Below are 22,594 nucleotides of genomic sequence, written 5' to 3'. Positions count from 1 at the left end.
TGAGATTTGTTTGAATAATAAATTTTAAATTGCGGCAAATTCTAAAAATGATGATGAAAAAACTATTCTTAACGTTCAGCTTTTTATTCCTAATAACTACAGCCTTTTCGCAATCTTATAAAGAAAATATTAATACTGAATTTAAAGCTTTTGGAGATTTAATGCGTAATGGAGAAATAGAAAGAGCATTTGACTACGTTCATCCAGATTTGTTTAAAGTTGCACCAAAAGCCGATATGGTAAAAATGTTTAACAAGCTTTTCTATTCTGGAGAATTTACATTCAAGTTTTTGGATTTTACCACAAAAAACTTTAATGAACCTTTAGTAGTAGACGGCAAACATTATGTAGTTTTTAAATACAATTCTAAAATTGCAATGAAATTTAATCAAATGGATACTACCAAATATGACTTAATAAAAATAGAACTTGCAAATAAATACGGAAGTGAAAATGTAAGCCTAAACAAAGATTCAGGTTTTTTCAATGTTAACGCAGAAAAGAAATCTGTAGCAATATCTGCAAATGGCAATACCAATTGGAAGTTCATTAATATAGAGCCAGAACAGAGAATTATTATGGAAAAGTTATTACCAAAAGTAGTTAGGGACGAAGTTTTTAGATAAAAACTCAACAACCTCGCAGGTTTTAAAAACCTGCGAGGTTTGATACAAATCTCACTGAAATTCATCTTTCACCGTTTCCCCTAAATCATACATCAGCCATTGCTTCTTCAGCACTTTATTTTTATTGCTATTCAACAGCTTAATGAAATCTTGCACACCTAATGGCTCGTTCCCATTGCCGTGGATAAGCACAATACTACCATTATTTGCCACTTGGCCTTTAGCCAACCAAGCATCACTACCTATAGGGATTAAACCAAAACCTGTAATGGCTTGAACCACCATATTATCCGAAACCAATCCAGGAAACCGGAAAAACACCGAGGGTATGGAACCATTATTCAACAAAGCTTTCTCCAATTCTAATACCTCGTATGAAATATTGGTGCCAGGTTTTAACAGAAAATTATCCGTTAAAGGTTGCTTTGGGTTATAATAATGGGTAAACGTATGATTAATCCATGTAATTTTAATTTGTCCGCTGTTTTCCAACTGCTTCAACCAATTGATGTTGTTTTGATGGGCGAGCAGGAATTTTCCCGAGATTGATAAAGCCACTGGCACAGGCTGTTCAATTTTTGCGTAAGCCATCACCAACGAAGAAAAGATATTTCTATCTAAGGGCTTGTGGGAAGGACATAGGTCAATAGTTAAGGTAATGCCCTGTTCCTTTGGAAAACCGTGTATTAACCCAGCATCTTGCATACTAAACGATTGTGCATTGGCTTTGGAAATAGCTTTAAAATAAGGTGTTTTTGAAAAAGTATGATTTAATTGCGACCAATTGGAAGAAGTTACTGCAACAGCTGAAGAATCAAGCAATAGTGTTTGTAAGCTATTGCTATTGACAGCAAGATACTTTGTTTTGCCAAGTTGATGAAATTTCCGAAGAATAACTAATTGTTGGCCTTTATAATTAGCGCTTCCATAATTAACCACATAATTACGAACTGTATTTTGAGCTCCAACATTTTGGAAACCAACAATTACGAAGAAAAGTATGCAGAAAAATCTTTTCATTCTAGAGAACGATTCAAATAGGGCTTACCGCTTATAAAGCGTAAGCCCTATCATTTATGCTTGTAAATCTTGCATAATGGTTTTTATCTTTTCATTTAGCATTTGCTCTGTAGCCTTAAAGCCATCTTTATTAGCCAATGGTTCGTTCACGCTACAATAAAATTTTATTTTTGGCTCGGTACCACTAGGACGTGCAGAAATGATGCTACCATCTTCTGTAATAAACTGTAAAACATCCGACTTAGGGAACCCCAATTCTTTAGAAGTACCAGTTTTGATGTCGGTTTCCTTATTGAGTTCATAATCTTTTAAGGTGACTACCGCAGAACCTCCAAGCGTAGCAGGAGGGTTATTTCTAAACTTCTCCATCATTGCTTTAATTTCCTCGGCACCTGTCTTTCCTTTTTTGGTAATGGCTACTAAATCTTCCTTGTACATGCCATATTTCACGTACATTTCAATCATAGCCTCAAATAAGCTACTGCCTTTGTCTTTATAAAAAGCAGTCATTTCCGCAATAAAGGCACATGAAATCACCGCATCCTTGTCACGTACCAAATCGCCGACCAAGTACCCATAGCTTTCTTCGCCACCCACAATAAAGGTCTTTTCACCCAAAAGCTCCGTCATTACCTTACCAATCCATTTAAAACCAGTAAGTGTTTCAAAATACTCCACGCCTTTTTCCTTACAAATGGCTTTAATTAAACTAGTGGTTACAATAGTGCTTACCACGTATTCTTTTCCAGTTAGTTTGCCTTTTTCTTGCCAAGCAGTTAACATGTAATTCACCAATAAGCTTCCCGTTTGGTTACCATTCAGCAAAACAAACTCGCCATCGGTATTCTTAACAGCAATACCCACACGATCAGCATCTGGATCCGTTGCCAAAACCAAATCAGCATCTATTTCCTGTGCTTTTTTAAGCGCTAGAGTTAAAGCTTCCTTTTCTTCGGGATTTGGATAAACCACGGTAGGGAAGTTGCCGTCAGGTTTACTTTGTTCTTCCACAACGGTTACATTGGTAAAACCGAATTGTTCCAAAGCTTTTGGCACCAAAGTAATACCTGTACCATGTATAGGAGAGTACACTATTTTCAAATTCTTCTGTCTTTCAATAGCATCGGGCGATACAGAAAGCGCCGTAATCTTGTTCAGGTATTTTTGGTCAATGTCTTCACCAATCAACTCTACATTGCTATCCACTCTTTCAAACTTCACTTCATCTATACTTCGAATAGCAGCCACTTCATCCATCACCATTTTATCATCAGGAGCCGTAAATTGACCACCATCAGCACCGTAAGCTTTATAACCATTATATTCCTTAGGATTGTGCGAAGCCGTAAGCATTACGCCACTTTTACAGCCCAGTTCGCGAATGGCAAAAGAAAGCTCCGGAGTAGGGCGCAAGGCCGAAAAGAAATATACCTTAATGCCGTTAGCCGAAAATACATCAGCAGTGATTTTGGCAAATACGTCCGAATTATTTCGGCTATCGTGAGCAATGGCTACACAGATCTTCTCACTTGGATATTTCTTTAATAAATAATTAGCTAGGCCTTGCGTAGCCGTACCAATGGTATATTTGTTGATTCGGTTAGAGCCGGCGCCCATAATCCCTCTTAAACCACCCGTGCCAAACTCCAAATTTTTGTAAAAAGCATCAGTGAGCTCAGTATAAGCTTTCTGATCTAACAATTTTTGAATATCTGATTTGGTAATTTCGTCGTAATTTCCGTCAAGCCACGCTTGTATGGTCGTTTGCGTTTGTTGATCTAATTGCATATTAAATTAAGGTTAATGTCGATAGGAGAAACAAATAATATTCGGTAGGGTTGGGTCAAAAATAAAAAAACCGCATTTTATTTCGATACTTTGATAAAAATTAACAGTCTTTTATTTATTTTCACGCCCCGTTACAATTATAACAAAATTCTATATTCTATAACTCAAAAATGAAAATTTTAAAATTCGGTGGTACCTCGGTTGGTAGCCCAGAACGTATGAAAAAACTGTTGGATATTATTGATCCATCAGAAAGACAGATTGTAGTATTATCAGCAGTGTCTGGAACTACAAATAGTTTGGTAGAGATTTCAAATGCGTTACTGAAGGAGGACAAGAAGAAGGGCACCGAATTAATTAAAGCTTTACAAGAAAAATATAATGATTTTGTTATAGAACTTTTGCCCGCTGGCGAATTTAGAGAGCAAGGTCAAGAAGTAGTTGATTATCATTTCAACTTTCTACTTTCTTTGGCCAACAATGTTTTTACGGCTATTGAAGATAAAGTGGTTTTGGCTCAAGGTGAATTACTTTCAACCACACTTTACCATGTATATCTAAAATCTATTGGTGTGCCTTCGGTGTTATTGCCAGCTTTGGATTTTATGAAAATTGATGAGGATAATGAACCTGTGATTCCTTATACTACAGAAAGCTTAACACCACTTTTGGAAGCAAATCCTGAAAACAAAGTGTTTATTACACAAGGTTTTATTTGCAGAAATAGCTTTGGCGAAGTAGATAACTTACGTCGTGGTGGTAGTGATTATACCGCTTCATTGTTAGGAGCGGCCATTTTAGCAGATGAAGTGCAAATTTGGACAGATATTGATGGCATGCACAATAACGACCCTCGCGTGGTGAAAGGTACCAAACCTATTTCTCACCTGTCATTTGACGAGGCTGCCGAGCTAGCTTATTTTGGGGCCAAAATTTTGCACCCACAATCGGTATTTCCTGCACAGAAATATAAAATCCCAGTACGCTTACTCAATACCATGGAACCAAAAGCTTTGGGAACGGTAATCAGCACCGAAAGTGAAAAAGGGAAAATCAAATCTATTGCTGCTAAAGACGGTATCACAGCCATCAAAATCCAATCGAGCCGAATGTTATTGGCCTATGGTTTCTTGCGTAAGGTTTTTGAAGTATTTGAGCGCTACAAAACACCAATCGATATGATCACCACTTCGGAGGTCGCAGTTTCCTTAACCGTTGATTTTACGGACAATTTAGATAAAATTCTAGAGGAGCTAAATTCTTTTGGTAGCGTGGAATTGGATAGAGACCAAACCATTATTTGTGTAGTAGGCGATTTTGGTGCCGAGAAACATGGTTTTGCCGCAAAAGTATTAGATTCGATTAAGCACATTCCAGTAAGGATGATTTCATATGGAGGTAGTGCTTACAATATTTCTTTATTGGTAAAAACAGAGGATAAAGTTGAGGCTTTGAGAAGCTTGCACAACAGGATTTTTGAGTAATCTCATTTATTAGGCAGCATGTCGATAAACCTATAAGGTCTTAAAAATTACTTTTCGAAATCAACGATAGTAGAAATAGATAAAAATAACGATTAATATCAGTACAATTGAGATACGGACTCTTCTTTCAAATTCTCTGCGGCTAATATTACCTTGACGATAGTCGATGTAGTTGCCTGCATAAATAAAACCTAAAAAGGCGAGGAAGAGGATAAGTATAAATTTCAAGATTATGTTTTCGGATAAAGATATAGCACATTTTTCTAATTTAGAAACGCCATTTTACTATTACGACCTTAACTTGCTGCGTGACACGCTGAAAGCTTGTAGTAATGCAGCCAGCACCTACAATTTTCATGTACATTACGCCATGAAAGCCAACTTTAACGACAAGGTTTTGGCACAAATTAAAGCAACTGGCTTTGGCGCCGACTGTGTAAGTGGTGGAGAGGTTAGAAAGGCGATTGAAAGCGGATTTCCAAAAAATAAGGTGGTTTTTGCTGGTGTTGGAAAATCGGATAAGGAAATTAACTACGCTTTGGACCAGGATATTTTCTGCTTCAACGTAGAATCGTTACAGGAACTACAGGTAATTAACGATTTGGCGGCAAAGAAACAGAAAATAGCAAAAGTGGCTATCCGCATTAACCCAAATGTTGATGCCCATACGCATGCGAACATTACCACCGGTTTGGATGAAAACAAGTTTGGCATTAATTCATGGGATATGCCTGCGGCGGCCGAGATTTTAAACGCATCGGCCAATTTAGAATTTGTAGGTATCCATTTCCACATCGGTTCTCAAATTACCAATTTGGATGTTTACAAAAACCTTTGTGTTCGTGTAAATGAATTTGCTGCTTGGTTTGAGGACAAAGGCTTTACGGTTAAAGTATTGAACGTTGGTGGTGGCTTAGGTATCGATTACCATCATCCAAATGCCCAAATTCCAGATTTTGAAGCATATTTTAAAATTTTTGCTGACTTCTTGGAAGTTAAACCTCATCAGGAAGTACACTTTGAACTGGGTAGGGCCTTGGTAGGTCAGTCTTCATCGTTAATCAGTCGTGTGCTTTATGTAAAAAACGGTAAGAAAAAGAATTTCATTGTATTGGATGCAGGGATGACTGAGTTAATGCGTCCGGCGCTTTACCAAGCCTATCACCAAATTGAGAATTTGAGCCAAAAATCGAACGCTGTCAAGTATGATGTAGTAGGGCCGATTTGCGAAAGCACGGATTGTTTTGGAAAAGAAGTTGCCTTACCAGAAACTTTTAGAAATGACCTGATTGCGATTAGAAGTACTGGTGCTTATGGCGAGGTAATGGCTTCAAATTATAACTTACGTGATGCCATTGTTACAGTAACTAGTGATGATGTTACTCCATCATAACCCATAAAAACATTTCTTGATGTTTTAAATATTAAAATCTTGCATTATTAGAGCCAGCGAAACGAAATAGTTAGCTGGCTTTTTATTGCCTCCGTTTGGCTGCTATATAAATAATAACTCCAGCAACCATGGCTAAAGCCCCCACGTATGGTGGCCAATTCACTGTTTCTTGTTTATCCGCTGTAATTTCAATAGCACCAGCATCAATGATTTTTTCTTTTTTGGTATAGGTAAAGCCACTCCATACCAACATAACCAATCCAACTACAATCAATAAAACACCTAATGATTTTCCCATGATATTTAATTTTATTAGGGAACAGCAATTAGTAAAAATTGTTTTATGGATTATCTGGCACTTTATAAGTTTAGATTATGATTTGAGTTCCGCTTCCGCCAATAACTTTAACGCCTTCAGTAAACTCTTTCCAAAATCGGATATAACGATAATTAGCCTCAAACGGTTCCGTCTTATAATTCCCTTTTAATCTTATGGTTAATGTAATTACTGCCAGGTCATGAATAATGTTCAGATTTTCGACCTTAGGTGTAAGTTCATTTATATTTAGATCACCTGTGCCATAAGTATTTAAGTCAATTTCTTTAGTTATTACGTCTCCATTTGGAGTCATAAAAAGCAAATCATCATGCAATAACTCATCAAGCGCTTTTATATCACTTTCCTTGATAGCTTTGTATAGTCTATCCTCTAAGTTTAAAACCTCATTCTTTGTCATCACTTCTTAGCTTTTTTATAAAGAGCTTATAAGACCTATTAGTATTCGAGTTCAAAGAAATCAGCTATACCCCCTAAATAATACTCATTAATTCCTTCTGTAAATTCTTTAAAATCTTCCTCTGGGATATTCGTTTGTACAAACTCCAAAGACGTGCCTTTTTTATCAGGGTGCAATTTGATGGTGACAATAGAAGGTTCATTTTCCTCACCGAAATACCACTGTTGAACAATCTTTTTTCCAGGTTCCAGTTCAAGGTTTTTCCCCACAATATCACCGTCCCAAAAGGAAAACTCAGCACCTACTTCTTCCGTAAATTCCACTTCGGCACCTGTCCATAATTGGATACTTTGTGCTTTGGTTAAACCTAAATAAACTTCTTCGGGAGGAGCGGGCAGGAGTATGTATTTCTTAAATGTCTTCATCAGGATTTACTGGATTTTAGGATTTATAGGATTACAAATGTCTTATTAATTTCTTATTGATTAAATATTTTTATTTTGTGATTATGATAATGAAAAACCCTCAATTCTACAAATACCTATCGTTACAATGACGGGTTATATCTCGCATTTGAATTATAAACTTTTTTAAACTGCAAACTTGTGCTACCGAAATTAATTAATAGACCTATGGGAAATTTGTAAGCCGTTACATAGTTTTTAGCTTGGGCTAAATGAGCATCTTCTAAATTAATCACAGCTTTAAGTTCCACGACCACTTGGTTTTCAATGATGAAATCTGCTCTTCTAATACCCACTTCAATATCTTCGTAAAAGATGGTCTGTTCTACTTCTCTGGCAAATATTAAACCAACTTTACTTAATTCAATAGCCAAACATCTTTGATAAATTACTTCTTGAAACCCATTACCCAAGGTGTTATGCACTTTCATAGCACAACCGTTTACCTTGTATGTAATTTCATCGATAGTCATTTTTTAAGCGTGTAAATTGTCTGGATCAGGATTTACTTTAATTAAAGATTTAAAAACGCTTTGCCTACTTGTATTTAAGATACCAACTCATTACAAAACCATAATCTTGAAAATCTTCATATCCTGTAAATCCTGATAAAGCAAAGGAAGTGGGATCTTATTTAAAGGCATTTATTCCAGTCACATCCATACCAGTAATAAGTAAATGAACGTCATGTGTTCCCTCATAAGTTACTACCGATTCAAGGTTCATCATATGGCGCATGATTGAATATTCACCCGTAATACCCATACCACCCAACATTTGACGAGCGTTACGAGCCACATCCAAAGCAATTTCTACACTGTTACGCTTGGCCATTGAAATCTGCTCGGCAGAAGCCCTATTTTCGCTCTTTAATTGACCTAAACGCCAAACCAATAACTGACCTTTTGTAATCTCGGTAATCATTTCAGCGAGTTTCTTTTGTTGCAACTGAAAGCCACCAATAGGCTTACCAAACTGAACACGTTCCTTCGAATAACGTAAAGCCGTATCATAACAATCCATGGCAGCGCCCAAAGCACCCCAAGCAATTCCATAACGAGCTTGGTTTAAACATCCCAAAGGACCTTTTAAGCCTCTTATTTCTGGAAAAACATTTTCTTTTGGCACCTTAACATTATCAAATACCAATTCACCAGTAGCCGAAGCCCTCAAGCTCCACTTGTTATGCGTTTCTGGGGTGGTAAAACCTTCCATACCGCGCTCCAATACCATCCCTTTAATTTTACCTTCCTCATCCTTAGCCCAAACTACAGCAATATCAGCAAAAGGAGCATTAGATATCCACATTTTGGCACCATTTAAGAGATAATGGTCGCCCATATCTTTAATATTGCTCACCATGCCCCCAGGGTTTGAGCCGTGATCAGGCTCTGTTAATCCAAAACAGCCCATCAACTCACCAGTAGCCAATTTTGGCAAATATTTTTTACGTTGTTCTTCTGTACCGTAAGCGTAAATAGGATACATCACTAATGATCCCTGAACGGAAGCCGTAGAACGAATCCCCGAATCACCACGTTCAATTTCCTGCATAATAATACCATAAGCAGTATAATCCAAACCAGCGCCGCCATACTCTACCGGAATAGTAGGGCCAAAGGCGCCAATTTCGCCCAAACCTTTAATCAACTGGTTTGGGAACTCTGCACGTTGCGCATAATCTTCAATAATTGGACTCACCTCTTTTTTTACCCAATCTCTCACCGTTGATCGAATCAACAAATGCTCTTCAGATAAAAGTTCGTCTACCAAATAATAATCAGGTGCTTCGTAAAGGTCTTTTTTCGCAGATTTACTCATTTTTTAAATAGGTTTAGCGGATTAATGGTTTATAAATGGTTGTCGTCCAAAGTTAGCAAAATACCTCAATCCCTAAATAAAATTTAGCTAATATTGCGCTACCAAACTTTAAATTCAAATGTATATACAAACTGTTGCGTTGAGAGATGTAAGATGTCACGCCTTTCATGGTTTCTATCCAGAAGAACATTTGATTGGATGTAATTTCCTGGTAGATACCGAAGTAACCTTTAAGCCGCATGGTGATACCGAAAATCTAGATAAAACGGTTAATTACGAAGTGCTTAACCAAATCATTCTTAAGGAGATGAAACAAACACAAAAATTGCTAGAAACTGTGGTAACCAATATCTTGGCAGAAGTAAAACGTAATTATCCTTTTATCCTTACCGCAAAAGTTGGCATTAGAAAAATGAATCCACCCATGCCGGGTGAAATAGGGCATTCTTTTGTTGAATTAAGCTATAAAGCAGACGAAGAAAAGCTTTAAACTCTCAACTTTTAACTTTCCAACTGTTCAAATTCAATCATCTTGGCACGCTCTCTATCGGGAATAGCAACGGGGCTTTTTGTCTCGTAATCATACACCACACAAACGGTTTTTCCCTTGCTACAAATTACTTCTTCGCCATTAACGGTTTTAACCATCATATATTCTAAATCAAAACTGGTATTACCAATACGCGAAGTACGTACATAGATACTGATTTTATCACCTAAATGCAGCGGTTTTAAATAAGTGATGCTTGCCTGCCCAATTACTACTCCTGTTTTTTTCCAATCCCATTGTATGGCCTGTGTCCAATACTTGGTACGACCAATTTCCATATAGGTAAAATACATCGCGTTGTTCACATGGCCCATCATATCTAGGTCGGTAAAACGCATTTCCAAATCAGTTCTATACTTAAATATGTCTGTTTTACTTTCTAAAACTGACTTTTTGTCTTTATTATTTTCTTTTTTACGCCAAAATGTCTTAAATATCATATTTTATAGGATTGGAACATGGTTTGAATAAGGGTATTTATCAATAAAAAAAATAAAAATTACGGAGGAATATAAAATGAGCTTAGTTAAATTCAACAACAGAACCAGAAACACAGCACCATACTTTAACAACGTATTCGATTCTTTGTTTAGTGATGCCTTAAATAAAAACTATGGTGTAAGCAAAATGCCAGCGGTAAACATCTTAGAAACTACAGAAGATTTTAAAATTGAATTGGCCGCACCTGGGTTAAGCAAAGAGGACTTTAAAATAGAGTTAAAAAAAGACCAACTTTCTGTTTGGGCGGAAAAGAAAAACGAACAGACTGACCAACAAAAAGACTACACCCGTAAAGAGTTTGAATATTTTTCTTTTGCAAGATCATTTGTATTGCCAGAAGGAGTTGATACAGAGAAAATTAATGCCGAATATATCAATGGAATATTGAACATTACGATTGGCAAAAAAGAGAAAGCAAAAGACGAGCATAAAGAAATTGTAGTTTCATAATACAATGGTTTGAATACCCATTTTTGGGTAGTGAGTTTAAGGTTGCAAGGGCGCATTGAAAAATGTTGCCCTTGTTTGCTTTAGCCATTTTTATAAAGATTGCTTCGAACCTCACAGTGAAGGACTTCATATAGTCTTTACGAGGCACGAAGCAATCTCATACTATTTAAATTATAAATTAAACAACCTCCCATACCTATCTGTGCAGCTGTAGCTGCCAATCTAGTTTAGAACCAAACCAAATTAAACGACACCCTGTAGGAATGAAGCGATTTTAGTAATTTTGCGGCATGCAACAAGAAATCATCGATATTAAGCGTAAAGCACTAAAAATTAACCTTAACCCTAAAATCTACGGCACTTTTGCAGAAATAGGTGCAGGACAAGAAGTTTCCAGAGCTTTCTTTAATGTTGGAGCTGCCTCTGGAACCGTAGCAAAAACCATTTCGGCTTACGACATGACTTTTAGCGACGAGATTTACGGTGCCGAGGAATCGGGCAGATATGTAAGCCAAAATAGATTGCTTAAAATGCTCGACCACGAATACACACTGCTTTTAGATAGGTTAAAAGGCGAAAAACATAAAGAAAAAACCTTTTTCGCTTTTGCAAATACTGTTACTACCTTAAATTATACGCGTACTAATGATCCTCATGGTTGGGTAGGACTTCGTTTCCAGAGCGAGCCAGGTGAATTACCTAACGAAATCTACTTCCACGTACGTCTGTTGGATACCGACGTGCAAATGCAGCAACGTGTTTTGGGAATGATTGGTGTAAACTTAATATATGCGGCTTTTTATTATGCCAACGATTCAAAGAAAATGATTGAGTCACTGGTAGACAACCTCAACGTAGGCTCGGTTGAAATTGATTTGATTTCTGTTCAAGGACCTGCATTTAAAGACGTCAACAATCTACTTTTAAACTTATACTTAATCGTTAAGGACTTCTCTACAGCCGCAATTTTTGACGTAGATGCACATCCACGACAAGCCAAAGACTTACTTTACAAAAAGGATGTGATGATTTTGAGAACCAAATATGGACAAAAATCAAATCCTAACTTTAGTTTATTTAACAAAGCTACAGACCAGTTTAAACTGATCAATAAAGTCGAAGATAACAACATGATCGTCATGATTGAGGTATTGATCACCAACGTATTGACTGCCGCACAAGAAACACCAGATGATATTGATTTAGAAGTGGTTGCAAAAAGGGCAGAAGAAATGTGCAAAACAGGCAACTTTGTAATTGTATCTAACTTCACAAGAAAAAATAGGCTGGCCAAATATTTAGATAGATGCAAACCCAAAAGTGTAGGTATGTCTACCAATATCAACAACCTAAAATTTGTATTCAACTCTGCTAACTTCGGCGAAAACTATACTGGTCACTTGTTGAGCTATGTAAACGACATGTTTAGTAGAAATGTAAGGTTATTCGCTTATCCCTTCTTGGATAAGAAAACCAATACCGTAATTACTACGGAAAACATGCCGGTATCGCCAGAAGCTAAACCTTTGTTTGATTTCTTGATTTTAAACAACTACATCACCGACATTAAGGATTATAACCAGGGAGAGGTTAAAACCGTTTAATATTTCTTCTTATGCTACAGATGCATGGACAAATATCAAGTCTGTGCATTTGTAGCTAATGATTCTTTTATGCTTTTGATCAGAAAATAGCACACCAATTGGAATCCTACATAATGCAATAGAAGCAAAGGTACCCCCAACCATGCAGCAGGTTCTACAGGATCAACAGTATATTTCTTTTGCAGCAATTGCACGCCAATACTTTTTTCTCCAGAAAATATAATCATGTTGGCTATATTATAGCCCAAATGCAATGCAATGGGCAAGTACAACGTTTTACTTCGATGATAGGCCAAACCTAAAACATACCCAACAGAGCCCGTCATTAACAACACTATTAACATCTGTACAGGTTGTCCGATAATTCCGTAGGAAAACCAGTGGTACACTCCAAAGGCAAGTGCCGATACCCAAATTGCTTTTTTAAAGCCTATTTTTTGAATAAGCAAGTAAAATATCGCTCCTCTAAATACCAATTCTTCCAAAACCACACTTTTAACAACATACCATAAACCTGAAAAAAATGAGTTCAAATGATAGTTCTTGTTAAGCAAGTATGGATTTTGAACCGCATACGAAATGACAAACTTCAAGGCAACTATGAAAACCAAAGCAGTTATTAATCCTATAAAAAAATAATTGCTCCGTTGTAAACTAGGGGTTAAACCCAAGACAGAGAAATCACTTTTAACATAACGTAAAAGAAAATAGGAGAGCAACAACGTAACTAAAATAGCGATCATTAGATTTGTTTTTCGGCAATTTTACTACATTTAAATATTGAAATTAAGCCGTCAATCAAAATGCCGTCCATATGCCGTCCTCTGCCGTCCCTCAAAAAATAGATTATTCTACCTTAGATGTGGAGCAAATAGGTGAAATGGTAAAAAATGCCAGGATGGCGAAAGGATACACGCAAAAGGAACTTTCAGACTTGGCCGGTATTAATCTAAGGTCTTTGCAACGTATTGAAAATGCAAATGTGAAGCCTCGCAGCTATACCCTTAAACAATTAGAGCATTTTTTAACCTTCGAAATTGCAGAATCTTCGTCCGTTGTACCAAAGCGGCAACCTAAATCATCAAATCTAAAAAAAGTGATTTTAAGTTTGGGCTCCGCTATTTTATCAATAATTATTGCTGCAGCTTTTTTGGCACAGTCTGCGACATTTCCGGAAACTACTTTTGAATTCTTAATTTTGATTGGTGCATTTGTGGCTTTTTACATGCTATTATTGCTACGTATTTGGCGTTAGCGTTTAGCATCCCTACTGTACAAATCCTTAAACACAATGGCCATTTGACGTTCCGGATTTTCAAGAGCTTTAAAACCAAATTGCTCATACAAACCATGCGCATCCAAAGTGGCCAATTGATATCGGCGCAAACCTTGCAAATCTGGATGGAAAAGCATTAACGACATCAGTTTCTTAGATAGCCCTAAACCACGAAAAGCCTCTTCTACATAAACATCGCATAAATATGCAAAAGTAGTCCTATCTGTAACCCAACGGGCAAATCCTACCTGCTGTTGATTTTTATAAATGCCAAAACAAAGTGAATTTTCTATGGCTCTTTGTACCAATTCAAAAGGGATGCCTTTTGCCCAGTAAGACTGTGTACTGAGGTAGTGGTGTACCGCTTTTACATCGACTAAATTGCGGTCATCTGAAAAGATAAACCCATTCTCTTTGATTTCCATTTTAGTAATCAGTCACTAGTGTTAGGAATTAGTGGCTAGGAACCAGTTTGTAGCGATGTAGATTACACTTCAATTGTAATCCGTAAATCTAAAATCGTAAACCAGCCTAGTTTCTCATGTTAATAAACTGCAAAGGCTGTCCAAAATCCTCAGCTCTGCATAGTTGAATTACTTTCTGTAAATCGTCAATATTTTTACCCTGTACCCGCACTTGGTCTTCCATCATCGAAGCCTGTACTTTGATCTTGCTATCCTTAATTTTAGCAACAATTTTTTTAGAAGTTTCCTTATCTATACCTTCCTTTACCTTTACCTCTTTTCTAATCATATTTCCAGAAGCAATGGTTTCCTTACCAAAATCCAAACTATTTGCATCCAAATGTTGTTTCATCATACGGGAAATAATCGAATCGATGATAGCCTTTAAACGCATATCATCCTCAGTTAAAATGGTAATGATATTGGTTTTCTTATCCAGCTCAATGCTGCTGTTTGAAGAATGGAAATCATAACGGTTTAAAATTTCCTTTTTGGCATTGTTAATAGCATTGTCTAACGTTTGACCATCTATTTTGCTTACGATATCGAAACTTGGCATGATATTATCTTAATTGAAAAAGAATTGATAAATTTAATTTGTCATAAAAAAACGAAAAAATACCTGTAAACCATCATGATTTCAAAAAAAACACAAATCGCGATGTTAACATTACCTTCTAATCAATCTCAAACACATGAAAACCAATAAGTCCAAAACATCAAGAAAATCAGCCAAAAAGGCGGTTAAAAAACAGTTAGAGCAAAGTTTAACGGAAAAGTTCTTAGAAGCCGTGAAAGGCTTGGGCCATAATGCAGAAGCATTGGGTGCCGATGTAGCTAAAGCCAGTAAAGCCGTAGCCAAAAAAATAGCCAAAACCTTTACTGGGGTAAAAGAGGCTGTTGAACATAAAATTGAAGACATTACCACTTCTAAAAAAGAAAAAGTGGTGAAGGCAAAAAAAGCAGAAAAGAAAGAGGTAAAGCCACTAAAAAAGATTGACAAAACCACTACCAAAATTGTTAAAAAGGCGGTTAAAAAGGCAAAGCCAGTAGCGAGCAGCGTTAAAGTAGCTCCTTTAGAAAGCGAAGAAAAAGTAGCCAAGGCTGTAAAAGCACCCATTAAAAAGCCAGCAGCTACAACTACCGCTACGATCAACGCTCCTAAAAGCGTAGCAAAAAAAACAACTGTAGCAGCTAAACCAGTGGCAAAAACCTCCACTACCAAAGCAGCAACACCAAAAGAACCGACTAAAGCTGTACAAACCAGTACTGCAAGGGCATCCAAACCACGCACTACAAAAAAAACTAATGTTAAATAATTGGTTTTTGTTAACCTACAATTAATCATAACTTAACATTAAATTTTTCAAATTTGGAAATCCCATTATTGGGATTTTTTTAATACCTAAATGGCCAAGAAAAAGCTACCATTTTTAAATAGGGAAATTAGTTGGTTATACTTTAACGAACGTGTGCTGCAAGAAGCGGCAGATGAGACAGTGCCCTTAATAGAGCGCATTAAGTTCTTATCCATCTTCTCTTCAAACCTCGACGAATTTTATCGCGTAAGGGTGGCTTCTTTAAACCGCTTGATAAATTTGAATGAAAAGGCTAAAGCACTTTTAGGTTTCAACCCTAAAAAGGTACTTGATGAGATTAAAAATATTGTAGTAAAACTGGAACGACGCTTTGAAACGCTTTTTCAGGATATTCTTATCACGGAACTTGCTCAAAAACGTATTTTCATCCTAAATTACACTCAACTCAACGTGGCTAGGGGCGAGTTTGTGCGCCAACATTTCAGGGACAAGATTTTATCCAACTTGGTACCTATTATGATTGATGTAAACAAGCCTTTTCCAGAGTTAAAAGATCGGGCTTTATACTTTTTTGTACAACTTTCCAATAATGCGGGAAAAAACCGAAAGTATGCCATTTTGGAACTTCCAGATAGCATTTCTAGATTCTTGGTACTTCCAGAAACGAATGACCTTAAATTTATCATCCTTTTAGAAGACATCATCAAGTATTGCTTGGACGACATCTTCTACGTATTCAATTATAAAGAAATACAGGCATTTTCTATTCAGCTCACCAGAGATGCGGAACTTGATATCGATAAAAATGTAAGCGACAAGTTCATAGAAGAGCTTCGCAAAAGTATCGATAAGAGAAAACGTGGCAAACCTATGCGATTATTGTACGATAGCGATATGCCATTTGATATGCTGAGCTTCTTGGTAAGCAAACTTAAAGTAGGAGCTGATGGACTTATACCAGGCAACAAATATCATCGTTTTGGCGATTTTATTGCCTTTCCAAATGTAGGTGGTAAGGAACTGGAATATGCACCAATGCCCGCGCTAAAAGTTAAGGACTTGCACCGTACGGAAAGCCTTTTTAAAAAAATAGCCGAAAAAGATTATGTAGTGCACTTACCTTACCAGTCGTACGATTATATCATTTTGTTTTTGAGAGAGGCCGCCATTGACCCCAAAGTAACAGAAATCAATATTACTCTATATCGATTAGCTGAAAACTCTAAAGTAGTAAATGCACTGATCAATGCTGCCAAAAATGGTAAAACCGTTAATTGTTTGGTAGAACTAAAAGCCCGTTTTGATGAAAGTGCCAATATTTTCTGGACCAACCGCTTAATGGAAGAAGGAGTGAATGTAAATTACGGTCTAACTGACTTTAAAGTTCACTCTAAAATTTGTTTGGTTAAACGAATTGATAAAAGGAAAACCACTTATTACGCCAATTTAGCTACGGGTAACTTCAATGAAAAAACCGCCCGTATTTATTGCGACCATAGCATTTTCACTACCAATACAGAAATTACCTCCGAATTGGTAAAACTATTTGGCGCCTTAAATAAGCGGACCGTAGCCAAAGGCTTCAAAAATCTAATTGTTTCTCCAATCGACTCAAGGAACCGCATTTATAGCCTGATTGATAGAGAAATCAAAAATGCCAAAGCTGGGAAAGCTGCTTACATGATTTTAAAAGTAAATAGCTTGGCCGACGAAGGAATAGTAGAAAAGTTGTACGAAGCCAGCAATGCTGGGGTACAGATTAAATTAATTGTGCGTGGCATTTGCTGCTTAGTTCCAGGAGTAAAAGGCTATAGCGAAAACATTACCGTTATTAGCATCATTGACAGATTTTTGGAACACGCCCGAATTTTCATTTTTGGAAACAATGGCAAAGAAGAAATGTTCCTTTCTTCGGCTGATCTAATGTCCCGTAATTTTGAGCATAGGGTAGAAGTTGGCTTTCCAATTTTAGATGAAGAGGTGAAACAGGAAATCAGAGACATTATTGATTTTCAGCTTCAAGATAATGTAAAAGCCAGAAGCATTACCAAAGCTAACGACAATAGATATCACAAAAATAGATCCACAAGTAAAATAAGAGCACAAGTTCAAACTTATACTTATCTAAAAAACAAGCATCAGTAACATGTTAAGATATGCCGCCATTGACATTGGCTCCAACGCAGTACGTTTATTAATTGCAGACATTACCCAACAAGGTGAGGGCAAAGAACCCGGTTTTAAAAAGAACACCTTGGTAAGGGTACCTTTACGTTTGGGCGATGATGCGTTTTTAGACCAGGAACTGTCTCCCAAAAAGATTGATGACTTGGTGAAAACAATGACGGCGTTCAGAAATCTGATGGATGTTTACCATGTTTCGGAATATTTAGCCTGTGCAACATCCGCTATGCGTGAGGCAAAAAATGGCAAGAACGTCATTGAGAAAGTAAAGAAATTGGCCAATATAGATATTGAAATTATTGAAGGACAACGTGAGGCCAGCATCATCTATTCCAATCATATCGAAGAGAACTTAGACATTAAGAAAAGCTATCTTTATATTGATGTAGGCGGTGGCAGTACTGAAATTTCTGTTTTCGTAAACAAACAACCTGTCGCTTCTAAATCCTTTAACATTGGCACCATTCGTATCCTCGACAATCAAGATAAGGAAGAAACCTGGAACGAGATGAAGGAATGGATAAAGCACCATACCAAAGAATTAAAACAAGTAGTGGGAATTGGTACTGGGGGCAACATTAATAAGTTGTTTAGAATGAGTGGTGAGAAAGACGACATGCCTTTATCTTTCTTAAAACTTAAGAACATGTACAATGAGCTGAATGCTTATTCCTTAAAAGAACGTATTTCGGTATTGAAATTGAACCCAGACAGAGCCGATGTAATTATTCCAGCTTGTGAAATATACCTTACTATTATGAAATGGGCAGGAGTGAAGCAAATTTTTGTTCCCAAGGTAGGGATGGTTGACGGAATCATCAACTTGTTGATTGAAGAAAATTTATAGAAACCTTGTTCGTCATTTCGAACGTAGAGAGAAATCTAGCATAGTAAATCGTTAGATTTCTCGACTTCACTGCGTTCTGCTCGAAATGACGGGAACATCAGCGACATTGCAAAAGGCTTACGAGGTTTCGAAAACTTCGTAAGCCTCTCTAAAAACTATCCCAACAAACTCGCTGCAGCCTCATCCACAAACCATTGCAAATTACCATTCACAGGATTGATCAATTGCGACGGATAGCTTGCATAGTCCTTATCAGCACCTAAAACCTTATGTAAAGCTTCGGCCTTATTAGTACCAAAAGTAATAAATGCAATATTTTTAGCTTGATTAATCAAAGGCGCTGTTAAGCTTACCCTATTGGTATTTAGCTTCTCTACCCAAACACTAGCCACCGTAGCCTCTTGATTGGTCACTAATGTAGTATGAGGGAAAATAGAAGCCGTATGTGCATCATCGCCCATGCCCAATAAAATCAAATCAAAAACAATGGCCGAATTGCCAAAATGTTGGTCTAATTTCTCTTTATAATCAGCAGCGGCTTCTTCTGGAGATAAATTGGTATCTACATAAAAAACATGGCCATCTTTCAATTCTAAATTATCAAAAAAGCTCTCTTTGGCCATTAAGCCATTGTAATCCTTTTCAAAAGGCAATACGGTACGCTCATCACCAAAAAAGAAATACACCTTATCCCAATCTATTTGTGCTTTGTAAGTAGTGGATAGCAGTTGGTAAAGTCCTTTTGGCGAACTTCCGCCAGTAAGTACAAAATCAAAACGGTTCTTTTCAGCAATCGTCTTATTGTAAATTTCAATAACGTATTGTGCTAACTGCTCGTTAAGTTCAGCTTGGCTTTTAAATATGTTTAGTTTCATTAGTCTTTCTTTTATCGTCATTTCGACGAAGAATAAGGAGAAATCTAACTCCATGCAAAGTTGCTAGATTTCTCTTCGTCGTTCCTCCTCATCGAAATGACGGTGAGGAGATTATTCTTTAATCGGTAAAGTAAACCAGTGATAGCCATCTCTAGCAATTAAGGCTTCGGCTTCTTCCGGGCCCCAGCTGTCGGCAGCGTAATTAGGGAAACTCAAGGATTTTTTATTTTCCCAGGTATGGATGATTGGCATTACCAATTCCCAAGCAGCCTCTACCTGATCACCACGCATAAATAGGGTTTGATCCCCCAAAATGGCATCTAAAAGCAAGGTTTCGTAAGCTTCAGGCGAATCGTTCTCATAAGTACCTTTATAATTAAATACCATATCAACAGGATTTAGCACCATATCCAGTCCAGGACGTTTAGATTGCACTTGCAGCCTGATACTCGCTTCTGGTTGAATGCTGATGATCAATCTGTTTTGTTGCCAAGTTTCTGCTACGTTATTAGAGAAAATGTGGTGTGGAACATCCTTGAACTGAATGGTAATGATGGATGAGGTTTGGTTCATTCGCTTACCTGTACGCAAGTAGAAAGGAATGCCTTGCCAGCGCCAATTATCAATAAAGAACTTAACCGCAGCGAAAGTTTCCGTATTTGAATGAGCATCTACACCATTTTCAGAACGGTAACCTGGCACTTCTTTACCTTCTACCCAACCTTTACTGTATTGTCCACGTACGGCATGCGAACTGATTTCTTCAGGTTTAAATGGTCTAACAGCTCTTAATACTTCTACTTTTCTATCCCTAATTTCATCAGCGTTGAAAGAAATGGGGGCTTCCATGCCTACTAAACAAAGTAACTGCAGCAAGTGGTTCTGGATCATATCTCTCAAAGCACCAGCACCTTCATAATAACCACCTCTATCACCAACACCCAATTGTTCCGTTACGGAAATTTGGATATGTTCAATATAGGTACGGTTCCACAAAGGCTCGAACAGTGAATTGGCAAAACGGAAAGCCATCATGTTCTGCACGGTTTCCTTACCCAAATAATGGTCTATTCTATAAATCTGCTTTTCGGTAAAAATTCCACTCAATAACAAATTCAATTCTTTGGCACTTTCTAAATCGTGACCAAAAGGCTTTTCTATTACAATTCTGCAATTTTCTTCATTACCAGTAAGCTTATATTGGTGTAAGCATTGCGCAATTAACGGAAATAGGTTAGGAGCTACTGCTAAATAGAAAATCACTTGAGTTTTATCACCGAAATCAGCTTGATACTTTTCAATTTCACCTTTAAGGTTCTCAAAAGTTTGCTGCGATTTAATATCAATAGGGCAATAGTGAATACTCTGACTAAAAACTTCCCATTTATCTTTTTTAACCTTTCCGCTTCTAGAGAATTCGTTAACGCTATGCAGTAGCTCTTTCTGATACTTCTCGTCGGTAAATGCCGTTCTTCCAGTGCCAATAATAGCGAATTTGGCGGGCATATAGCCTTCAGTGTATAGGTTATATAGCGCTGGGGCCAGTTTGCGCTTGTTTAAATCGCCTGTACCACCAAAAATTACAAATATGGTAGGATTAAGTTTACTTGCTTTTTTCATTTGTATTGTTCTTTGACATTAATGATGCGTAGTAACCACCTTAGACACCTTAGTTCATCTAAGTAAGCATGGTAAACTATTTATTCTTAATGCTTCAACTGTATGGGTGACTAATTTTTAACTTTTGAATTTTTACTTTTAACTTAATTTATTCCATTCTGCGTGAAAAACACCTTCGCTGTCAATACGTTCAAAAGTATGCGCTCCAAAATAATCGCGTTGCGCCTGGATTAAGTTTGAAGGCATCCTACCAGTTTTCAAGGTATCAAAATAAGTAATGGCAGCCGCATAACAAGGCACCGCAATACCAGCACTTATGGCCGAAGCAATTACATTTCTTGTATCTTTTAAACCTTTTTGAAGCTTTTGTTGGATAGAAGCATCCTGATAAAGATGCTGTAAGTTCTGTTGCTTTTGGTAAGCTTCGTAAATATCTTGCAAGAACTCGGCGCGAATGATACAGCCGCCTCTCCAAATCTTCGCAATTTCGGCCATATTTAGCTCATAACCATACTCTTCAGAAGCTTTCCATAACAAATGCATACCTTGGGCGTAAGCCGATACCATGGCAAAATAAAACGCTTCCTCTAATTGTGCTTCAAAATCATCGTGGTGTGCAATGCTTGCTGCTTTACCAAATGCGCCTTCCAATTCTACACGAAGATCTTTCAATTTAGATAAGTTTCTTGCAGCTACCGAAGCATCAATGGTATTTAAAGGAATTTCAACATCCATGGCAATCTGCGACGTCCATTTACCAGTTCCTTTAGATTTAGCTTGATCCTTAATTTCATCCACCAATAAGTTACCAGTCTTCTCATCTTTAAACAAGAAAACGTCTTTGGTAATTTCCATCAAGAAAGATTTCAAACGACCATTATTCCATTTTTCGAATACTTGTTGAATTTGCTCGTTGTTATAGCCCAAACCATTTTTAAGAATATCATAAGTCTCCGCCAATAACTGCATAATGGCGTACTCAATTCCGTTGTGGGTCATTTTAACAAAGTGTCCGGAAGCGCCAGGACCAATGTAAGCCACACAAGGCTCGCCATTTACTTTAGCAGATACTGCTTCTAACAAATCTTTTACTACACTGTAAGCTTCCTTATCTCCACCAGGCATTAAGCTAGGTCCAAAACGAGCACCTTCTTCACCGCCTGAGATCCCCATTCCAAAAAAATGGAAGCCTTGTTCCTTCAAAGCATTGGACCTCCTGGTCGTATCGGCATAATAAGAGTTTCCACTATCGATAATAATATCACCTTTACTCAACAACGGCGTAATTTCTGCAATTACCTCATCTACAATTTTACCAGCAGGGACTAATAAGATAATCGTCTTCGGTGAAGTTAAGCTTTCTACAAAATCTTCTACTTTGGCAAATCCCTTTAGGTGATGCGCTTTCCCTTCTTCTTCCAACAGGGCAAGCATTTTTTCGCTCTTATCATGTCCAGTTACAGAAAAACCGTGATCGGCCATATTTAATAACAAGTTTCTGCCCATGGTTCCCAAACCAATCATGCCGAAATTGTAGCTCTTTTCAGTGTTGTTGATACTCATTTTTATGT

The 22,594-nt window shown here is 37.2% G+C and carries 24 protein-coding genes; 10 read left to right on the top strand and 14 right to left on the bottom strand.

All coding sequences use genetic code 11. The features are described from left to right. Positions 1 to 53: 53 nt before the first annotated feature. Positions 54 to 626: a hypothetical protein gene (locus ABDV71_RS10310; RefSeq protein WP_343532367.1), complete on the top strand. Its 573-nt coding sequence runs from the start codon at positions 54 to 56 to the stop codon at positions 624 to 626. 51 nt (positions 627 to 677) lie between these two features. Here ABDV71_RS10310 and ABDV71_RS10305 read toward each other — a convergent pair whose 3' ends face one another. Further along, positions 678 to 1,646: a polysaccharide deacetylase gene (locus ABDV71_RS10305; protein WP_343532366.1), complete on the bottom strand. Its 969-nt coding sequence runs from the start codon at positions 1,644 to 1,646 to the stop codon at positions 678 to 680. 54 nt (positions 1,647 to 1,700) lie between these two features. Further along, a complete protein-coding gene (locus tag ABDV71_RS10300; protein ID WP_343532365.1) occupies positions 1,701 to 3,434 on the bottom strand; it encodes a phospho-sugar mutase in 1,734 nt (577 codons plus the stop codon). A 170-nt stretch (positions 3,435 to 3,604) separates the two neighbouring features. On the opposite strand from ABDV71_RS10300, the gene ABDV71_RS10295 reads away from it, so the two are divergent. Beyond that, entirely contained in the window at positions 3,605 to 4,918 is a 1,314-nt protein-coding gene (locus ABDV71_RS10295) for an aspartate kinase (RefSeq protein ID WP_343532364.1), read from the top strand. 232 nt (positions 4,919 to 5,150) lie between these two features. Next, a complete protein-coding gene (gene lysA, locus ABDV71_RS10290; RefSeq protein ID WP_343532363.1) occupies positions 5,151 to 6,311 on the top strand; it encodes a diaminopimelate decarboxylase in 1,161 nt (386 codons plus the stop codon). 82 nt (positions 6,312 to 6,393) lie between these two features. Here lysA and ABDV71_RS10285 read toward each other — a convergent pair whose 3' ends face one another. The 5 genes from ABDV71_RS10285 to ABDV71_RS10265 form a co-directional block, all read right to left on the bottom strand. Then, entirely contained in the window at positions 6,394 to 6,609 is a 216-nt protein-coding gene (locus ABDV71_RS10285; protein ID WP_343532362.1) for a hypothetical protein, read from the bottom strand. A gap of 70 nt (positions 6,610 to 6,679) precedes the next feature. Then, a complete protein-coding gene (locus ABDV71_RS10280) occupies positions 6,680 to 7,048 on the bottom strand; it encodes a nuclear transport factor 2 family protein (RefSeq protein ID WP_343532361.1) in 369 nt (122 codons plus the stop codon). Between the two features lie 38 nt (positions 7,049 to 7,086). Then, a complete protein-coding gene (locus tag ABDV71_RS10275) occupies positions 7,087 to 7,473 on the bottom strand; it encodes an SRPBCC domain-containing protein (protein WP_343532360.1) in 387 nt (128 codons plus the stop codon). Between the two features lie 122 nt (positions 7,474 to 7,595). Continuing rightward, positions 7,596 to 7,985, bottom strand: a complete 390-nt coding sequence (locus ABDV71_RS10270) for a GxxExxY protein (protein WP_343532359.1) — start codon at positions 7,983 to 7,985, stop codon at positions 7,596 to 7,598. Positions 7,986 to 8,142: 157 nt separating this feature from the next. Beyond that, positions 8,143 to 9,333 (bottom strand): acyl-CoA dehydrogenase family protein, encoded by a 1,191-nt coding sequence (locus tag ABDV71_RS10265; RefSeq protein ID WP_343532358.1) that lies wholly within the window; start codon positions 9,331 to 9,333, stop codon positions 8,143 to 8,145. Positions 9,334 to 9,451: 118 nt separating this feature from the next. Here ABDV71_RS10265 and ABDV71_RS10260 point away from each other — a divergent pair, with 118 nt between their 5' ends. Continuing rightward, the gene (locus ABDV71_RS10260) at positions 9,452 to 9,823 is read left to right on the top strand and encodes a dihydroneopterin aldolase (RefSeq protein WP_343532357.1); all 372 of its coding nucleotides are present in this window, start codon (positions 9,452 to 9,454) and stop codon (positions 9,821 to 9,823) included. An 11-nt stretch (positions 9,824 to 9,834) separates the two neighbouring features. Here the strand turns inward: ABDV71_RS10260 and ABDV71_RS10255 are convergent, their stop codons facing one another. Beyond that, positions 9,835 to 10,323 carry a thioesterase family protein gene (locus ABDV71_RS10255; protein WP_343532356.1) on the bottom strand — a complete coding sequence of 163 codons (489 nt, stop codon included), beginning with the start codon at positions 10,321 to 10,323 and terminating at the stop codon, positions 9,835 to 9,837. 76 nt (positions 10,324 to 10,399) lie between these two features. On the opposite strand from ABDV71_RS10255, the gene ABDV71_RS10250 reads away from it, so the two are divergent. Both ABDV71_RS10250 and ABDV71_RS10245 read left to right on the top strand, forming a co-directional pair. Continuing rightward, positions 10,400 to 10,834: an Hsp20/alpha crystallin family protein gene (locus ABDV71_RS10250; RefSeq protein WP_343532355.1), complete on the top strand. Its 435-nt coding sequence runs from the start codon at positions 10,400 to 10,402 to the stop codon at positions 10,832 to 10,834. 290 nt (positions 10,835 to 11,124) lie between these two features. Beyond that, entirely contained in the window at positions 11,125 to 12,438 is a 1,314-nt protein-coding gene (locus ABDV71_RS10245; protein WP_343532354.1) for a nicotinamide mononucleotide adenylyltransferase, read from the top strand. Between the two features lie 35 nt (positions 12,439 to 12,473). Here the strand turns inward: ABDV71_RS10245 and ABDV71_RS10240 are convergent, their stop codons facing one another. Then, positions 12,474 to 12,971 carry a CPBP family intramembrane glutamic endopeptidase gene (locus tag ABDV71_RS10240; RefSeq protein ID WP_343532353.1) on the bottom strand — a complete coding sequence of 166 codons (498 nt, stop codon included), beginning with the start codon at positions 12,969 to 12,971 and terminating at the stop codon, positions 12,474 to 12,476. A 281-nt stretch (positions 12,972 to 13,252) separates the two neighbouring features. On the opposite strand from ABDV71_RS10240, the gene ABDV71_RS10235 reads away from it, so the two are divergent. Beyond that, entirely contained in the window at positions 13,253 to 13,693 is a 441-nt protein-coding gene (locus ABDV71_RS10235) for a helix-turn-helix transcriptional regulator (RefSeq protein ID WP_343532352.1), read from the top strand. On the opposite strand, the gene ABDV71_RS10230 is transcribed toward ABDV71_RS10235, so the two are convergent. Both ABDV71_RS10230 and ABDV71_RS10225 read right to left on the bottom strand, forming a co-directional pair. Then, complete coding sequence (locus tag ABDV71_RS10230; protein WP_343532351.1) at positions 13,690 to 14,139, bottom strand: GNAT family N-acetyltransferase; 450 nt, start codon at positions 14,137 to 14,139, stop codon at positions 13,690 to 13,692. The two genes, ABDV71_RS10235 and ABDV71_RS10230, sit on opposite strands and share 4 nt — an antisense overlap. A 106-nt stretch (positions 14,140 to 14,245) precedes the next feature. Then, positions 14,246 to 14,737: a YajQ family cyclic di-GMP-binding protein gene (locus tag ABDV71_RS10225; protein ID WP_343532350.1), complete on the bottom strand. Its 492-nt coding sequence runs from the start codon at positions 14,735 to 14,737 to the stop codon at positions 14,246 to 14,248. Between the two features lie 136 nt (positions 14,738 to 14,873). On the opposite strand from ABDV71_RS10225, the gene ABDV71_RS10220 reads away from it, so the two are divergent. The 3 genes from ABDV71_RS10220 (at position 14,874) to ABDV71_RS10210 (ending at position 18,528) form a co-directional block, all read left to right on the top strand. Then, positions 14,874 to 15,497, top strand: coding sequence for a hypothetical protein (locus ABDV71_RS10220; protein ID WP_343532349.1), 624 nt, complete (start codon positions 14,874 to 14,876; stop codon positions 15,495 to 15,497). Positions 15,498 to 15,587: 90 nt separating this feature from the next. Further along, positions 15,588 to 17,642 carry a polyphosphate kinase 1 gene (gene ppk1 / locus ABDV71_RS10215; protein ID WP_343532348.1) on the top strand — a complete coding sequence of 685 codons (2,055 nt, stop codon included), beginning with the start codon at positions 15,588 to 15,590 and terminating at the stop codon, positions 17,640 to 17,642. 1 nt (position 17,643) lies between these two features. Continuing rightward, the gene (locus ABDV71_RS10210) at positions 17,644 to 18,528 is read left to right on the top strand and encodes an exopolyphosphatase (RefSeq protein ID WP_343532347.1); all 885 of its coding nucleotides are present in this window, start codon (positions 17,644 to 17,646) and stop codon (positions 18,526 to 18,528) included. A 155-nt stretch (positions 18,529 to 18,683) separates the two neighbouring features. Here the strand turns inward: ABDV71_RS10210 and pgl are convergent, their stop codons facing one another. From pgl to gndA, 3 genes are all read right to left on the bottom strand, one after another. After that, positions 18,684 to 19,403, bottom strand: a complete 720-nt coding sequence (gene pgl / locus ABDV71_RS10205; protein WP_343532346.1) for a 6-phosphogluconolactonase — start codon at positions 19,401 to 19,403, stop codon at positions 18,684 to 18,686. Between the two features lie 111 nt (positions 19,404 to 19,514). After that, complete coding sequence (gene zwf / locus ABDV71_RS10200; RefSeq protein WP_343532345.1) at positions 19,515 to 21,023, bottom strand: glucose-6-phosphate dehydrogenase; 1,509 nt, start codon at positions 21,021 to 21,023, stop codon at positions 19,515 to 19,517. Between the two features lie 138 nt (positions 21,024 to 21,161). Beyond that, complete coding sequence (gene gndA, locus ABDV71_RS10195; RefSeq protein ID WP_343532344.1) at positions 21,162 to 22,586, bottom strand: NADP-dependent phosphogluconate dehydrogenase; 1,425 nt, start codon at positions 22,584 to 22,586, stop codon at positions 21,162 to 21,164. Positions 22,587 to 22,594 lie beyond the last annotated feature (8 nt).

Source organism: Pedobacter sp. (genome assembly GCF_039594775.1).
GTDB lineage: Bacteria > Bacteroidota > Bacteroidia > Sphingobacteriales > Sphingobacteriaceae > Pedobacter.
This window is presented reverse-complemented; position numbering and strand designations above follow the sequence as displayed.

Excerpts from the sequence above, each read along its gene's own strand:
- ABDV71_RS10230 (WP_343532351.1), bottom strand. The coding sequence starts at position 14,139 with ATGGAAATCAAAGAGAATGGGTTTATCTTTTCAGATGACCGCAATTTA.
- lysA (WP_343532363.1), top strand. The coding sequence starts at position 5,151 with ATGTTTTCGGATAAAGATATAGCACATTTTTCTAATTTAGAAACGCCA.
- ABDV71_RS10305 (WP_343532366.1), bottom strand. The coding sequence starts at position 1,646 with ATGAAAAGATTTTTCTGCATACTTTTCTTCGTAATTGTTGGTTTCCAA.
- pgl (WP_343532346.1), bottom strand. The coding sequence starts at position 19,403 with ATGAAACTAAACATATTTAAAAGCCAAGCTGAACTTAACGAGCAGTTA.
- ABDV71_RS10220 (WP_343532349.1), top strand. The coding sequence starts at position 14,874 with ATGAAAACCAATAAGTCCAAAACATCAAGAAAATCAGCCAAAAAGGCG.
- ppk1 (WP_343532348.1), top strand. The coding sequence starts at position 15,588 with ATGGCCAAGAAAAAGCTACCATTTTTAAATAGGGAAATTAGTTGGTTA.
- ABDV71_RS10255 (WP_343532356.1), bottom strand. The coding sequence starts at position 10,323 with ATGATATTTAAGACATTTTGGCGTAAAAAAGAAAATAATAAAGACAAA.
- ABDV71_RS10210 (WP_343532347.1), top strand. The coding sequence starts at position 17,644 with ATGTTAAGATATGCCGCCATTGACATTGGCTCCAACGCAGTACGTTTA.
- ABDV71_RS10260 (WP_343532357.1), top strand. The coding sequence starts at position 9,452 with ATGTATATACAAACTGTTGCGTTGAGAGATGTAAGATGTCACGCCTTT.
- ABDV71_RS10235 (WP_343532352.1), top strand. The coding sequence starts at position 13,253 with ATGCCGTCCTCTGCCGTCCCTCAAAAAATAGATTATTCTACCTTAGAT.
- ABDV71_RS10275 (WP_343532360.1), bottom strand. The coding sequence starts at position 7,473 with ATGAAGACATTTAAGAAATACATACTCCTGCCCGCTCCTCCCGAAGAA.
- ABDV71_RS10310 (WP_343532367.1), top strand. The coding sequence starts at position 54 with ATGAAAAAACTATTCTTAACGTTCAGCTTTTTATTCCTAATAACTACA.
- ABDV71_RS10265 (WP_343532358.1), bottom strand. The coding sequence starts at position 9,333 with ATGAGTAAATCTGCGAAAAAAGACCTTTACGAAGCACCTGATTATTAT.
- ABDV71_RS10300 (WP_343532365.1), bottom strand. The coding sequence starts at position 3,434 with ATGCAATTAGATCAACAAACGCAAACGACCATACAAGCGTGGCTTGAC.
- ABDV71_RS10295 (WP_343532364.1), top strand. The coding sequence starts at position 3,605 with ATGAAAATTTTAAAATTCGGTGGTACCTCGGTTGGTAGCCCAGAACGT.
- ABDV71_RS10285 (WP_343532362.1), bottom strand. The coding sequence starts at position 6,609 with ATGGGAAAATCATTAGGTGTTTTATTGATTGTAGTTGGATTGGTTATG.
- ABDV71_RS10245 (WP_343532354.1), top strand. The coding sequence starts at position 11,125 with ATGCAACAAGAAATCATCGATATTAAGCGTAAAGCACTAAAAATTAAC.
- zwf (WP_343532345.1), bottom strand. The coding sequence starts at position 21,023 with ATGAAAAAAGCAAGTAAACTTAATCCTACCATATTTGTAATTTTTGGT.
- ABDV71_RS10225 (WP_343532350.1), bottom strand. The coding sequence starts at position 14,737 with ATGCCAAGTTTCGATATCGTAAGCAAAATAGATGGTCAAACGTTAGAC.
- ABDV71_RS10250 (WP_343532355.1), top strand. The coding sequence starts at position 10,400 with ATGAGCTTAGTTAAATTCAACAACAGAACCAGAAACACAGCACCATAC.
- ABDV71_RS10280 (WP_343532361.1), bottom strand. The coding sequence starts at position 7,048 with ATGACAAAGAATGAGGTTTTAAACTTAGAGGATAGACTATACAAAGCT.
- ABDV71_RS10270 (WP_343532359.1), bottom strand. The coding sequence starts at position 7,985 with ATGACTATCGATGAAATTACATACAAGGTAAACGGTTGTGCTATGAAA.
- gndA (WP_343532344.1), bottom strand. The coding sequence starts at position 22,586 with ATGAGTATCAACAACACTGAAAAGAGCTACAATTTCGGCATGATTGGT.